The sequence below is a fragment of the Rhodococcus sp. D-6 genome (genome assembly GCF_040256695.1).
In the GTDB taxonomy this organism is placed as follows: domain Bacteria; phylum Actinomycetota; class Actinomycetes; order Mycobacteriales; family Mycobacteriaceae; genus Rhodococcus; species Rhodococcus pyridinivorans.
Genome location: NZ_CP132970.1, coordinates 4,466,377 through 4,480,343, shown reverse-complemented (window position 1 = coordinate 4,480,343; position 13,967 = coordinate 4,466,377). Strand labels below are relative to the sequence as shown.

Genomic DNA, 13,967 nt, shown 5'->3' with positions numbered 1-13,967 from the left:
GACGAAAGACGTGGAGGCGAGCTATCCCGTGTCGACCCGAGTATCACCGCTCACGTTGAGTGGGATCGAGCAGTTGCCTGCTCATGCGCGACGGTGCGTTTTCTGGGAGCTGGATCCCACCTCATCGCCCGACGTTCAGCAATTCGCCGACCCCGAATTCGAGAAGGAAGCATGGCTGTCCATGGTCCTTCTCGAATGGGGGTCGTGCGGCCAGATCGCGACGATCGGCGACAAGGCCGCCGGGTGCGCGCTCTACGCTCCGCCGGGCATGGTTCCCCGCGCGCAGGCCTTCCCTACCGCGCCCGTCAGCGCCGACGCGATCCTGCTGACATCCATGCGGACCGAACCGCACGCGGACGAGCCGGATGTCGGAGCCGACCTCATCCGCGGTGTCGTCGCCGATCTCGTCCGTCGTAACGTCCGTGCCATCGAGGCCTTCGGGATCCGACGTACCGCCGACGTAGAAGCGAGCGATGTGCCGCACGCGACGGCCGCACTCGGGTGCTCCGACACGGAGTGCATGATCGACGCAGACTTCCTCGAGGACATGGGCTTCGAGGTCGTCGCCCCGCACTACCGCTACCCGCGGCTGCGTCTCGAGCTCGACCGCGACCACGAGTGGAAGTTCGCCGTGGAGGCCGCCCTCGATCGGCTCCTCGAGGAGTCCTCTCTCACCGTCGCGGATCTGACCGCAGGTTCGGCCGTCGGCGCCCACTGACGTACACCGGACACCGACGAAAAAGGACCGCCCCGCAGACTCTGCGGGGCGGTCCTTTTCTCGTCTACGGGCCGGCTAGCGACTGTCGGAGATGGACAACTCTTCGGCAAGCAACTCGGCGAAGGTGTACGTGCCGGTCGGCTGGTCGTCCTGGCCGAGCAGGTACAGCCGCTTCACCGCGATGAGGATCGCCTCGGCGATGATGTCGCGGCTGCGCGGATCGGCGAGCAGCGCGGCGTCCTGCTCGTTGGTGAGGTAACCGAGATCGATCTGCACCGTCGGCATGTTCGTCAGGCGCAGCAGATCCCAGGTGCGGCCGTGGCTGCGGCAGTCCTGCAGGCTCGTGCGGGCGACGATCTCGCGCTGGATGTAACCGGAGAGCACCTGTCCGATCATCGACTCGGACCCGTGCGAGTTGCCGTAGTGGAAGCTCGCGATGCCGTTCGCGGCGGGGCTGTGGCTCGCGTCGCACCGCAGCGAGATCATGAGGTCGGCACCGAACGCGTTGGACGTGCCCGCGCGTTCGACGTCGGTCGGATTCACGTGGTACGGCCGCGACAGGAAGGTCTCCATGCCCGTCGCCGCCATCCGGCCCTCGAGCCGACGCGCGAGATCCCACAGGATGTCGGCCTCGGAGATCGGGCCGTGGGGGCTCGGCACGATGATGCCGTGGGTGTTGCCGCCGAGACCCGGGTCGATGACGATGCGCTTGCCGCTGAGCTGCGGACCGGAGCGGCGCACGATCTCCTCCTCGGAGATCGCGTGGGGCGACCCGCCCGACACGCGCGTGCCGAGCAGTTCGAGCGAGCGCAGTGTCTCGGCACCGCAGATGCCGTCGGAGGCGAGTCCGATCTCGCGCTGGAAGGAGCACAGACCCTCGTGGGTCTTCGGACCGAAGTAGCCGTCCACACGGTCGACGTAGAAGCCGAGATCCTGCAGACGGGTCTGCAGGGCCGCGACGTCGTCGCCGTAGAGCGGAGCGGAGAGCTGATACATCAGGGTGCGCGCACCGAGCTTGTACGACGCTTCCTTCAAGGAACGGTAGGTCGCGGGGCCTACGGTCCCGTCGACGAGCAGACCGCGCTGCTGCTGGAACGCGCGCACGGCTCCGTCGAGTTCACGATCGAAGGGGACGTCCGATCCCATCCAGTCGCCCGACTCCTCGGGCTCGTTGTGCAGGAAGCCCAGGCCGGCCAAGGTGCTCCGGATCTCGGCGACCGCCGGACCGTGGTCGCCGTGACGAAGAGGGCGCATGTATCGGGCCTTTCCGTGCTGACAGGATCGGTGCCCGGCGTGAGGGCTGGGCAGCATCGAACGGGGGTTGGATGAAGGATGTGCCCGTGAAGACGGGCTCACGGGCACATCCGAGAGGTTGATCCTGGGACGGTACTACAGGACGTCCGCGAGATCCCGAAGCAACGCCGCCTTGCCCTTGGCCCCCACGATCGTCTTCGTCGGCTTGCCACCGGAGAAGAGGATCATCGTAGGAATCGACATGACCTGGTAGTCGCGTGCGGCCGACGGATTGGCGTCGATGTCGAGCTTGGCGACGGTCAGCTTGTCGCCGTGTTCGGCCGCGATCTCCTCGAGAACCGGAGCGACCATCTTGCACGGACCGCACCAGGTGGCCCAGAAGTCGACGAGGACGGGCTTCTCGGACTGCAGTACGTCCTCGACGAACGACGAGTCGGTGATGGTGACGGTGTTCTTGTCGGCCACGGATGTCTCCTGAATCTCGGGGTGGAATGTGGAACGGGGTGGTGGATCAGGCCTCGGCGAGCGTCGGCGCCTCGACCTCGCGGTTCGCGACGAGCCACCGCTCCGCGTCGATGGACGCCGAGCATCCGGTGCCGGCGGCGGTGATCGCCTGGCGGTAGGTGTGGTCGACGAGGTCGCCCGCGGCGAAGACACCCGGCACGGAGGTCGCGGTGGACGGCGCCGAGACCTTCACGTAGCCCTCGTCGTCGAGGTCGACCTGACCCTTGACGAGCGAGCTGCGCGGGTCGTGGCCGACGGCGACGAACAAGCCGGTGACCGGCAGGTCGCTGCGCTCGCCGGTGACGGTGTCCTCGAGGACGAGGTTGGTGACGCTGTTCTCGCCCTGCACCTCGGCGACCTTCGCGTTGGTGACGAAGCGGATCTTCTCGTTGGCGCGGGCGCGCTCGAGCATGATCTTCGAGGCGCGGAACTCCTCGCGGCGGTGGATGAGGGTGACGCTGCGCGCGAAGCGCGTCAGGAAGGTCGCCTCCTCCATCGCGGAGTCGCCACCGCCGACGACGGCGATGTCCTGGTCGCGGAAGAAGAAGCCGTCGCAGGTCGCGCAGGCGGAAACGCCGCGGCCGAGCAGCTGCGACTCCCCGGGCACACCGAGGTAACGCGGCTCGGCGCCCATCGCGAGGATGACGGCGTGGCTGCGGTAGGTCTCGCCATTGGCGACGACCGTCTTGACCGGGCCCATGAGGTCCATCTCGTCGACGTCCTCGGTGCGCAGATCGGCGCCGAAACGCAGTGCCTGCTCGCGCATCTGGTCCATGAGCGCCGGGCCCATGATCCCGTCCTTGAAGCCCGGGAAGTTCTCGACCTCGGTGGTGGTCATGAGCTCGCCACCGAACTGCGTTCCCTCGAAGACGAGCGGGGTGAGTTCGGCGCGGGCCGCGTAGATGGCGGCGGTGTATCCGGCCGGTCCCGAACCGACGATGATGAGGTCGTGAATCGTGGGCGAGGTCGTCATGCGGCGGAGCCTTCCGGTTGGGTGAACGGGGGCGCGAGGACTGCGGGCGATCCGGTCGGAACCGGACGGCAGCCTACAGATACTGTCAACACCAGGGTAAACGGTGTTGTTCCCCTTCCGCCGTGCGTCCCGCCACAGACGCCCCGTACGGACCGGCCGGTGGCCCGACCGGCCCGCCCTCGATGCGAACCGGTACGGTCTCAGGCCGCGCCGGGCACGTCCCGCAGCGTCTCGCGGATCACGCAACGCGTGCCCGTATAGATGGTCGGCATGCACTTGTTGCAGTGGATACACAGACCTTCGTGTGCCGTCTTCTCCTCGAACTTGCGGACGAGATACGGATCACGCAGCAGCGCGCGGCCCATGGCGACGAACTCGAAGCCTTCGTCGAGCGCCGTCTCGATAGTGTCGAGCCGGTTGATGCCGCCGAGCAGGATCAGCGGGATCTTCAGTTCCTCGCGGAACTGCCGGGCCATGGGCAGGAAGAATGCCTCCTCGAACGGGAGCTTCGGGAAGATCTTCGGCCCGTAGACCTTCAGTCCCCAGCCGACGACCTTCGGCTGCGACGCCTGGAACTCCTTCATGGGGACGTCGCCGCGGAAGAAGTACATCCCGTTCAACAGCGAGCTCCCGCCGGTGAGCTGCATGGCATGGATGGTGCCGTCGGACTCGATGAGCTTGGCCATGGGCAGGGACTCGTCGAGCCACAGACCCTGGGGCACGCCGTCGGTCATGTTGAACTTCGCGATGACGGCCACCCCCTCCCCCACTGCCGTGCGGACGGCCTCGAGCACGCGACGCGGGAAGGCGGTACGGCCCTCGATGCTGCCGCCGTACTTGTCGGAGCGCTTGTTGAGATTCGGGCTCATGAAGGAGCTGAGCAGGTAGTTGTGCCCGAGGTGGACCTCGACGGCGTCGAATCCGGCCTCGACGGCGAAGCGCGCGGCGCGTGCGTAGTCCTCGACCACCCGATCGAGCTGCTCGAGTGTCGCGCCGCGGACGAGCCCCATGGCGGGGGCGCTGATGCGCGTGGACGGCGCGAGCGTCTTCATCTTGTTGGAGATCTGGTTGGCGACGAGTCCGGCGTGGCCGATCTGCGCGGAGGCCAGACCCCCGGCGGCGTGCACGGCGTCGGTGAGCCGGGTCAGGCCGGGGACGGAGTCGGGGTCGAGCACGAGGGTGTCGCGGTGGACGCGGCCGTCGTGGGAGACCGAGCAGTAGGCGACGGTCGTGAGGGCGGTGCCGCCGCGGGCGACCTCGGCGTGGAATTCGACGAGTTCGTCGCTGACGGCTCCTCGAGGCATGACCCCTTCGAAGGTTGCCGCCTTGACGATGCGGTTGCGGAGGGTGAGCGGCCCGAGTCGGGCCGGTTCGAACACGGTGGGTCGCGGCGAAGACATGCCCCTACTTTCGATGCCAGTGGTATCGTAATTGCGCTTCGACTATAACGCTCGTCACACTCCGCGCCAGATCGATTCCCACTCGGTCCCGACATCACGGATCCCATGCCCAGCACCGCTCCGGGGCGCCCCCGCGACCCCCGAATAGACAACGACGTCCTCACCGCCACCCGCGAGATGCTCCGCTCCCACGGCTGGGACGGGCTGAGCCTGCGGGCGGTCGCCGCCCGCGCCGGCGTCGGCCGCGCCGCACTCACGCGTCGGTGGCCGACCAAGGCCCACCTGGTGCTCGACGCACTGCTCGGTTCCGCACCCGATCTGACGCCCTACGACGGCATCGATCGCAAGGGCTGGATCGAATGGGTGGTCACCGGGAGCATCGAATTGTTCTCCCGGCCGGAGGTCCGCGCTGCGCTCCCGGGGCTTCTCGCGGCACTGCGGGACCACGACGATCTCCGCAACACGCTCTGGCGCACGTTCAGCGGCCCCAGCACCGCCCTGTTCGCCGACGGCGACGGCTCGGACGTCGAGATCGACGCCAAGGCCGTGCTCGTGATGGCAGCGGGGTCGGCGTTGTTCGCCGGCCTCATCGCCGCGGAGGACGACACACCCGCGCTGCGCGCGCGGATCCTGGAACTGTTGTCGACCGTGGCGTAGCGCCGGACCCGAGCGCCGGACCCGAGCGCCGAAAGGTCAGCCGATCGTCTTGCGGACCAATATCGCGGGATCATCTGCGTCGCAGTCGGTTCCGACCACCAGAGCGGTGAGCGCCGGTGCGTCCGGTCCGCTCAACAGGACGAGGACGGCATCGTCGCCGGCGTACCGCACCGCGCGTGAACCGATCGGTGACCGGCCTTCGAAACCGTTCGCGTCCAAGCATTCTCGGAGACGATCGGCTCCACCGAGGAGACCGGGATCGGTGTCGCCGATCATCGCCCGCAGGGTGGAGGGTTCGAACAGGGCCTCGTCTTCCGCTGCCGCGACGGGAACACCGGTCGGGTCGTCGCTACCGAAAGCCGTTTCGCGCACGACCACCACGAGCAACACCGCCCCTGCAGCCGCGACCGCGGCACCGGCCACCGCCCACCGGCGACGCCGTGCGATGCGGGACGGTGTGGACCGGACATCGGACCGGTCGTCGGATCGATCCTCCGCGAGCGCGGCACCGATACGCGCGGCGATCTCGGGCGGAATCGATTCCTTCGGTGGAGCGCCGCGCAGGGCCGACAACCGCGCCTGCGTCGCGTCGAGCCGCGCCAGATACACGACGGCCCCGGGATCGCGGCGCACGCGCGGCCACAACCGGGCGGCGAGCTCCTCGTCGAGCACCCCGGCATGCAGATCGGCGAGCAACTCCGCGGAGTACGGCGGGCGCATCTCGGCGGAGTTCGACGGACGCATCTCGTCCTCGTTCATGCGCGACTCTCCTCCGCGGTTCGGCATCCCTCACCAGAGTAAGACGGAGGAGGATCACGATCGGTTCCCCTCGGAGCGAAGGTCGTCGAGAAGAACTGCGAGCCGGCTCCGCGCGCGGGCACAGCGGCTCTTGACCGTTCCCTCCGGAACACCGAGACGTTGCGCCGCCTCCCGGACGGAGAAACCTTCCACATCCACCGCGACGACGGCTGCCCGCTGGTCGGGTGGCAGTGCGAACAGGGCGGATTCGATGTCGAGTGCGATCTCGGTGTCGTGGATGGGATCGCGCGGGGTACGCAGGTCGTGCGAATCGTCCTCGAACAGTGGGACGGTCACGCGGACACGATTGCGGCGGATGCGATCGAGGCACGCGTTGACGACGATCGAGTGCAACCAGCTGCGGACCGCGGCGTCCTCCCGGAAACCCGAAGCCCTCCGGTGCGCCGAGAGCAGTGCCTCCTGAAGCGCGTCGGCCGCGTCCTCGTTCGAGTAACTCGTCCGCCGCGCGACCTGCCACAGATGGTCGTGATGTCGTGCCAGCAAGGCGGAGAAGGCATGCCGATCGCCTGCGACGTGTGCTGCGAGCAGCTCGGCATCCGACACTGCTCCATCGGACGCCACCCCGTCCGACACGCTTCCGCCGTCGTCGACACCCCCGTCGGGCACGGCGATTTTTGCGATCCCCCCGAAAATTCGCACGCGCGGATGGTAGCCGATCCGGACGATTCCGCCCGGCTGTCCGCGGTCAGCGTGCGGCTTCGAATTCCACTTCGGAGAGGGAACTCTTGTTGCTTCCGCCGCTCGAGCTCAGATCGGTGATCCACACCAGCACGTGCGAAGTCTGGCCGTCCGCCTCGACCGGGATCGTGGTCTCACCGGAAGCCAGTGTGCCCGAACCGATCACCTGCGTCTGATCGAGCGACGTCGACTCGGACGGTGCGCTGCGCACCTCGACGACCGTGCCCGGCGTGTCGGTGGTGACCTTCACCGCGGACAGTTCCGACGCGTCGGCGAGCGTGAACAGAAGTCCGACACCGTTCTTCAGCGACGGGAACGGATCGAAGTAGGCATCGGTGCTCCACGAGGTGGACGGATCACCGTCGATCACCTGCGACGCGGTGGCGGGCGAATCGGGTGTGCCCTGAGGCGAGAACACCGACACGGAGGTCGCGGAGACCGGAGCGCTCGCCGCCGGTCGCGGCGGCGCGGCCTCGACCTGCTCGTCGCCCGCCCCCTCCTCGGCGGGTGCCTCGGCAGTGGGAGTCAGACCGAACTCCTGACTCGTCAGCGGAGCATCGTTGGCATCGCCGGCGAGCAGGTTCGCGATCCACCATCCGATGAGCGCGAGCAACAGCACCGTCGTGGCACCGAGCGCGGCCAGGGCGATGAGCATCCGCTGCGAATGTTTCTTCTTCTGTTCCAGCGCTTCGGGATCCGCGAGTGCATGCGTCTCCGCGGCGGCAGCGCGCTGCCCGATCCGCAGTGCCGGGATCATCTCGGTCTTCTGATCGACGACCGACGCCTGGTCGAGGATGTGCTGCACGGTCGCGGCGGTCCGGATACCGCCGTCCTCGGACAGGGCACGCACCGCGACCGCCGAGATCTCGAACGGCACATCGGGACGCAGGACGCGCGGCTCCACCGGCACACCGTCCTTGCGGTCGGGCTCCGGCATTCCGCCGACGGTGGCACCGCTGTGGTGCGGGACGGGAACGCCGCCCGGAGCCGATGGCTCACCGAGCGGCCACCGTCCGGTGATGAGTCCGTACAGGCTCGCGCCGAGACCGCGCACGTCGGACATCGCGTCGGAATCGGAGAAGGTCGCGGGGAAGGCCAGCACGGCGTCACCCGCCACGCTGATGCGGATGCGATCCGGGTGGTCGATCGACAGGGCACTGCCCGCACGGTGCGACGCCTCGGCGGCGGCCGCGAGCGCGCGGATCGCGCGTGCCGCACCGATCGGCGACGGCTCGGTGGTGGACATCTCCTTCAGCGACCGGCCGGGAGTCCACTCCGAGACGACGATGCCGCCCGAGCTGCCGCGCACCACGTCGAGGACGCGGGCGAGTCCGGGCGAATTGATACGACCGAGGCGCAGGGTGCGCGAGAGCACGGCCTGCGGCGAGTCGGGGCCGGTGCCGTCGGCCGCGCGCTGTTCCGCGTCGACGAAGGTCAGCGCGACCTCGCGATCGAGCTTGACGTCGAGTGCCTGCCAGAAACGCAGACCGCGCGCGCCTCCGTGCGGGGCGAGCAGACGGTAGCGACCACCGGCGACCGAGGCACCGGCGATGAGATCGGGGCCGCGCATCGGACGGCGCGGCTGGGAGGCCGGGCCCGCGACACGCACCGGCGGGAGCTGCGGGGATCCGACGGGGATGACACCCGTGTCGAGGTTCGGATCGCGCGGCGGGCGCTTGCCGTCCTTGTCGGCAGACTTCTGCCGTGCGGCGGCATCGATGGTGGACTTGCCGGCAGCGTGGTCGTCGCTCACCCTCACTCCTTCGTTGTCGACTCGTCCACTTCCGGTGTGCAGACGCGGGTCGCCGCTGGGGGCCGCGAAGAACCGTGGTCGACGGCTCCCGGACCGTACCTGCTGCTGATCAGGGTACGGGAGTTGTCCGTGCGCATTGCTGCGACCGGGTACGTCCCTGATGGCGGGCATGACCTCTGTGATGGCGTCATAAGGTCCGACGCCGTACTCGCCGTAGTCGATACGCGGCAGGATGACGGTCTTCTCGGCATCCGATTCGGCGTAGCGCGGACGCGGGACGGGGGCGGGAGCCGGTGCCTCGTCGGAGGTGGTTCCGGTCTCGGGTCCGGAGGGGGCCTCCTCGACCGGGGCGGTGCCGCGCAGTGCCGCGACCTTCCGTCGCACGGCCGCTTCGATCGCGAGGATCTCGGGCACCTTGAGCAGGTACATCCCGACCAGCGCGACGAGCACCATGAGCACACCGTTGAGCCCGACCCGCACGAGCGAGCCGATGCCCCCGAAGCGGTCGGCAAGGACGTCGAGTTGCAGGAGACGGTCGGTGACGAGCACGACAATCGCCGCGGCGAGCGACGCGAGCACGACGTGCCAGACGGTGCGTCCGACGTTCGCCATCTGCAGGTCGCCGAGTGTGCGGTGCAGCAGATAGCCGCCGATGAACGCTCCGACGGTGAACGCGACGCCCGTGGCCGCGCCGAGGAGCAGCACCACCTGCTCGTCGTTCGCCGCGACGACGGGCGCCAGCGCGGACAGGCCGATCTTGACGGCGGTGATGCCGAGGATGATCCAGGTGGGGGTCCAGGCCTGTTCCCTGGCATAGAACACGCGCAGGTGGATGAGCACCAGCGCGTACGGGATGAGCGTGAACGCCGACCAGCTCACCGCCTGGCCGAGGCGTTCGGCGTTGCTGCCGCCGAAGTTGCCGTAGCCGTACAGCGCGGCGCCGACCTGCGAACCCGCGATCGTCAGGAAGGTGACGATCGGGATGAGCGAGATCATGGTGAGGCGGGTCGCGACGGACAGGTCGTCGACGACGGCCGGGGTGTCGTCCGCGGCGGCGTTGCGACTCAGGCGCGGCATGATCGCGGTGAGCACGGTGACACCGAGGACGCCGTAGGGCAGCTGCAGCAGCAGCCACGCGTTGTTGTAGATCGCGGGACCTGCCTCGTCGGCGCCTGACGACACACGCGTGGCGAAGACCATCCCGGCCTGGCTGATCAGCACGTACAGCACGATCGCGGCGGCCATGCCACCGAACTGCCGGAGCCGGTCGTCGAGACCCCACAACGGCCTGAGATTGATGCCTTCGCGGCGCAGCGCGGGTACCAGGCACATCGCCTGCGTGATGACGCCGAGCAGCACGCCGATGCCGAGGACGAGCAGTTTCGGGTCGCTCATCCGCACCGGATCGAGCGTGATCTCGCCCGGCATCAGGTAGTAGATCACCAGCACGGTGAGCACCACGAGGTTGTTGCACACCGGGGCCCAGGCGCCCGGCTTGAACACCTGCCGGGTGTTGAGGATGCCCGTGAACAGGCCCGACAACCCGTAGAACATGATCGCGGGCAGGAGCAGGTACGACAGCGCTGTGGTCAGCGACGTCGAGACCTTGCCGGACTCGTCGAGGAAGACGTGGGTGGTCAGGACCGGGGCTGCGGCCACCGCGAGAACGGTCGCCGTGCCGAGCAGCACCAGCGCCGCGGTGAACAGTCGCCGGACGAAGGCCTCACCGCCGTCGGGGTCCTCCCGCTCGGCCCGCACCAGCACCGGCACGACGATCGAGGTCAGGACGGCGCCGAGCACCAGCTCGGAGATCATGTTGGGGATCTGGTGCGCCACGGTGAAGGACGACGCGACGCTCGCACCGAGCAGGGTCAGGATGAGCAGCTGCTTGAGGAAGCCGGTGATGCGGCTGACCAGGGTCGCCACGGCGATGGAGCCGGTCGCCGCGAGCAGGCTCTGCGGCCTGCGGCGACCCGCACCGGCACCCGTGACGTCCGGTGAGGTGGTGGGAGAGTCCGACGGTCCCGGGTTCGGGTGTGTCTCCACGTCGTCCCGTGTGGAGTTCCCGGTCATTTCTCATACCCTTCGTCGGCTGGATCCGGCTCTCCCCGGAACCGGTGCAGAAGTCGCCTGCCCGCCAGGAACAGCAGGAGGGCTCCCGCACATCCCGTGACGACGGCGAGGATCTGGCCGTACGCATTGGAACGTACCGTCACCGTCGTCGAGCTGCCGAGAGGCAGGCCGGAGTCGGTGGTGAGTGCGAACTCCAACCGGAGGTTCCGCGAGTCGCTGATCTGAGCCGGCACCGTGAGGGTGCGGCTGCCGCGCGGCGGGAGCTGGGTCGGCCCGATATCGGTGATGTCCACCGTGTCGGGCGCGTCCACCTGCAGCCGCACGGTGATGCCCACGGGCAGGTCGTTGCGCGCGGTGAGCAGCAGCGGACTCTGTTCGGACGTCAGGGTGTAGACACCGCCGGTCGAGATGACCGTCACGGCGTCGTAGATGTCGTCGACGGCCTCCCGCACCTCGGAGGCGCGGTGCTCGCCGGTCGCGTAGGCACCGTCGGCGTCGGCACCGCGACGACCGGCCAGGCTCATCGCGCGCAGCAGGTCCTCGCGCAGCGGGGCGGTGAACTGCTGCGGGGTGAGCTGGGCCTGCGGGTCCTCGACCAGCGCCGTCTGGATCGCGTCGAGGCGGCCGATCTGTTCCTCGGCCTCGGACACGACCGCCGCGGAGGCGCCGTCGGTGATCGCCTGCTCGGGATAGACCAGCATCGAGGCCGTCGGGTCGTTCGCGGTGTTCGCGGCCGCGTCGACGAGCGCGGCGAGCGGTCGCGGCGTGGTCAGGCCCGAGCGGACGAGCGTGGAGAGCATCGACAGCACGGAGGCGGCGTCGTCGGGCGATGCCGACCAGTTCTGCGGCGGCGCGAACAGCACCGATCGGCCCGCGGCCGGCAGTGCCGCCCCGGTGACCTCGCTGACCGTCGGCACCATGGCCGGCCAGGCCAGCGCGCCGAGGGCGTCCTGCAGGCGGGCCGTCGAGGAATCGCGGGAGAGGTCGTAGCGCGCCGAGGAGGGGACGAAGGACGGCGTCTGCGGGTCGGTGCCCATCCCGGCCAGTGCCGCGGACGCGGACGAGTCGAACAGGGCGGCGGTGAGGCCGGAGACACCGGAGATCCGGAAGCCGTTGCCGCCCGGCGCGGTGGACGGCGTCGACGACGTGCCCGCGAGCAGGGCGCGTCCGCCCTCGACGGCGTTGTCGGACACCAGAGCGGTCACCGGGCCGTCGGCGGCGAGCATCGATCCGGTCTTCTCGGTGAGTACGCCGGAGTCGGGCCACATCACGCCCGGGGTGGAGGTGACGCCGAGGATGGAGTCGACGATGGCCGCCGGTGATTCGAGCGCGGAGTCGGTCAGGGACGAGTCGGCGAGGTCGCCGAGCGCGGTCAGGTCGACCTGTGCGAACGGCACGGCCAACGTGCAGGTCGTCGCCGCGAGGGCACGCAACCGCTCGAGCCAGGCGACCGCGGCATCCGTGCCCGAGCCCGGACGCGCATCGCCGGTCGGTTCGTTCGGATCCTCGACGACGAGATAATCGCGCGTCATGTTCGCGACGGTCACGAGCAGGTCCGGGTCCACGGCCAGGCACAGTCCCTCGAGGACGCGGGGTTCGGTGCGGGCGGTGTCCTCGACGGCGCGCAGCAGACCGTCGAGCCTCCCGCCCTCGGTGAGCGAGGCCGCGAGGTCGTCGTCGACCAGGCGTACCGGCTCGGTGCCGGAACCGGCCACGCCGGCGGCGAGCCTCGGCCGATCGGCCAGTGGCCACAGCATCGTGACCGCGGCGGGGCGGGACACGTCGGGCGGTACGGCGGGGAACGCCTTCTCCTCGCGGTCGAGCCGGCCGTCGTCGGACGAGCGGGTCGTGCCCCGCGACCCGCCGTTCCCGGTTTCGGTCTCCTCGGTGACCTCGTCGCTCGCGGGAACCGCGAGCACGGGCAGCAGGAAGCGTGCGTCGTCGAGCCGGGCCGCCCCGCCGTATTCGGGGACCCCGTTGACGTTCACCAGCAGCGGGTAGACGCCGGGAGTGTCGATGTCGAGCGACGGCACGAGATCGGAGCGCAGCGGCAGTTCGAGTTCGAAGTCGGCACGTTCGCCCTGCCCCAGCCGGTCGGCGACCTCCTCGAACTCACCGACCGTGTCGAATCCGGCCTGGTCGAGGGACAGCGAGGTGCGCAGCGCTGCGGAGTCGGAGACCACCGGTGCGCGCTGCAGCCGCACCCAGACGTCCTCGACGTCCCGGTCGCCGATGTTCGCCACCGTGCCGCGGACCGTGACGACGGACTCGCTCGTGAGAGTCACCGTCTGCGGCGTCACCTCGTCGATACTCAACTCGAGGAAGCGCGGCTCGTCGGGGTCGGTCTGGGCTGCGGCCGGGTTCGCCGTGGCCGTCGGGAGAAGAGTCGTCGGCAGAAGAGGCGTCACGCCTGCCGTTGTGAGGACGAGTACGAGCACGGCGAGCACCGCGGCGCCCGCCCGGGACACCACCACCGTCATCCGCGTGGGGCCCCCGGTTCGTCGGCATCGGGGAGTCGTGTGTGGTCCATCTCGGCGATGAGCTGATCGGCGATGTCGGCGAGCTTGCGTTCGTCGGCGTACGCCAGGCGGGTCCGCAGTTCGCGCAGCGGCACCCACGCCACCTCGGTGACCTCGACGTCCGCGTCGGAGAGTTCTCCGCCGAGATAACGCAGCAGATAGTGGTGCACGGTCTTGTGGACCCGGCGGCCCTCGGTGACGAACCAGTAGTCGATGCTGCCCAGCTCGGCGAGCACCGAACTGCGCACGCCGGTCTCCTCGCGGACCTCGCGCATCGCGGTTTCCTCGGCGGTCTCACCCTGCTCGATGTGGCCCTTCGGCAACGACCACAGCAGGCGTCCCCGCCGGTCGGTGCGGCCGATCAGGGCTGCGCAGAGTTTCTCGGGCGGACCACCGAGTCCGTCGACCACCAGACCTCCCGCGGAAGTCTCGCGGACGGTCCGCATGCGAGGTCCGGGCGAAGCGGACGATCCGGGCGAAGCACCGTGTGCGGTCTTCTTTGCGCCCGCGCCACGCCGCCGCGAGCTGCGGCGGTTACGGTTGGCACGTTCGGCGGGCGACACCTCATAGATAGTAGATGGACCGACGTCGGTCCCGGCTCAACCACACGAACGCGCTG

11 protein-coding genes are annotated in these 13,967 nt (G+C 69.2%); 2 read left to right on the top strand and 9 right to left on the bottom strand.

All coding sequences use genetic code 11. The features are described 5' to 3' along the window. Nucleotides 1-28: 28 nt before the first annotated feature. Nucleotides 29-718: a hypothetical protein gene (locus RBB84_RS21100; protein WP_033098129.1), complete on the top strand. Its 690-nt coding sequence runs from the start codon at nt 29-31 to the stop codon at nt 716-718. A 75-nt stretch (nt 719-793) separates the two neighbouring features. On the opposite strand, the gene RBB84_RS21095 is transcribed toward RBB84_RS21100, so the two are convergent. From RBB84_RS21095 to RBB84_RS21080, 4 genes are all read right to left on the bottom strand, one after another. Further along, the gene (locus tag RBB84_RS21095) at nt 794-1,972 is read right to left on the bottom strand and encodes an N-acetylmuramoyl-L-alanine amidase (RefSeq protein WP_024102537.1); all 1,179 of its coding nucleotides are present in this window, start codon (nt 1,970-1,972) and stop codon (nt 794-796) included. Between the two features lie 135 nt (nt 1,973-2,107). Next, complete coding sequence (trxA, locus tag RBB84_RS21090) at nt 2,108-2,437, bottom strand: thioredoxin (protein WP_006550900.1); 330 nt, start codon at nt 2,435-2,437, stop codon at nt 2,108-2,110. Between the two features lie 46 nt (nt 2,438-2,483). Further along, nucleotides 2,484-3,449 carry a thioredoxin-disulfide reductase gene (gene trxB / locus RBB84_RS21085; RefSeq protein ID WP_350246737.1) on the bottom strand — a complete coding sequence of 322 codons (966 nt, stop codon included), beginning with the start codon at nt 3,447-3,449 and terminating at the stop codon, nt 2,484-2,486. Between the two features lie 200 nt (nt 3,450-3,649). Further along, on the bottom strand, nt 3,650-4,849 hold the full coding sequence (locus RBB84_RS21080) for an NADH:flavin oxidoreductase (RefSeq protein WP_024102536.1): 1,200 nt from the start codon (nt 4,847-4,849) through the stop codon (nt 3,650-3,652). A 105-nt stretch (nt 4,850-4,954) separates the two neighbouring features. Here RBB84_RS21080 and RBB84_RS21075 point away from each other — a divergent pair, with 105 nt between their 5' ends. Beyond that, nucleotides 4,955-5,506: a TetR family transcriptional regulator gene (locus tag RBB84_RS21075; RefSeq protein ID WP_006550897.1), complete on the top strand. Its 552-nt coding sequence runs from the start codon at nt 4,955-4,957 to the stop codon at nt 5,504-5,506. 36 nt (nt 5,507-5,542) lie between these two features. Here RBB84_RS21075 and RBB84_RS21070 read toward each other — a convergent pair whose 3' ends face one another. The 5 genes from RBB84_RS21070 to RBB84_RS21050 all read right to left on the bottom strand — a co-directional run bounded on the left by RBB84_RS21070 (nt 5,543) and on the right by RBB84_RS21050 (nt 13,911). Further along, nucleotides 5,543-6,265: a hypothetical protein gene (locus RBB84_RS21070; protein ID WP_350246734.1), complete on the bottom strand. Its 723-nt coding sequence runs from the start codon at nt 6,263-6,265 to the stop codon at nt 5,543-5,545. 54 nt (nt 6,266-6,319) lie between these two features. Next, a complete protein-coding gene (gene sigM / locus RBB84_RS21065) occupies nt 6,320-6,868 on the bottom strand; it encodes an RNA polymerase sigma factor SigM (protein ID WP_060652478.1) in 549 nt (182 codons plus the stop codon). A gap of 142 nt (nt 6,869-7,010) precedes the next feature. Continuing rightward, nucleotides 7,011-10,829 carry a murein biosynthesis integral membrane protein MurJ gene (gene murJ, locus RBB84_RS21060; protein ID WP_350246733.1) on the bottom strand — a complete coding sequence of 1,273 codons (3,819 nt, stop codon included), beginning with the start codon at nt 10,827-10,829 and terminating at the stop codon, nt 7,011-7,013. Continuing rightward, a complete protein-coding gene (locus RBB84_RS21055; protein ID WP_350246731.1) occupies nt 10,826-13,309 on the bottom strand; it encodes a glycoprotein in 2,484 nt (827 codons plus the stop codon). Before RBB84_RS21055 ends, murJ begins: the two co-directional genes overlap by 4 nt. After that, nucleotides 13,306-13,911 (bottom strand): NUDIX hydrolase, encoded by a 606-nt coding sequence (locus RBB84_RS21050; RefSeq protein WP_033098068.1) that lies wholly within the window; start codon nt 13,909-13,911, stop codon nt 13,306-13,308. The genes RBB84_RS21055 and RBB84_RS21050 overlap by 4 nt, the downstream gene beginning before the upstream one ends. Nucleotides 13,912-13,967 lie beyond the last annotated feature (56 nt).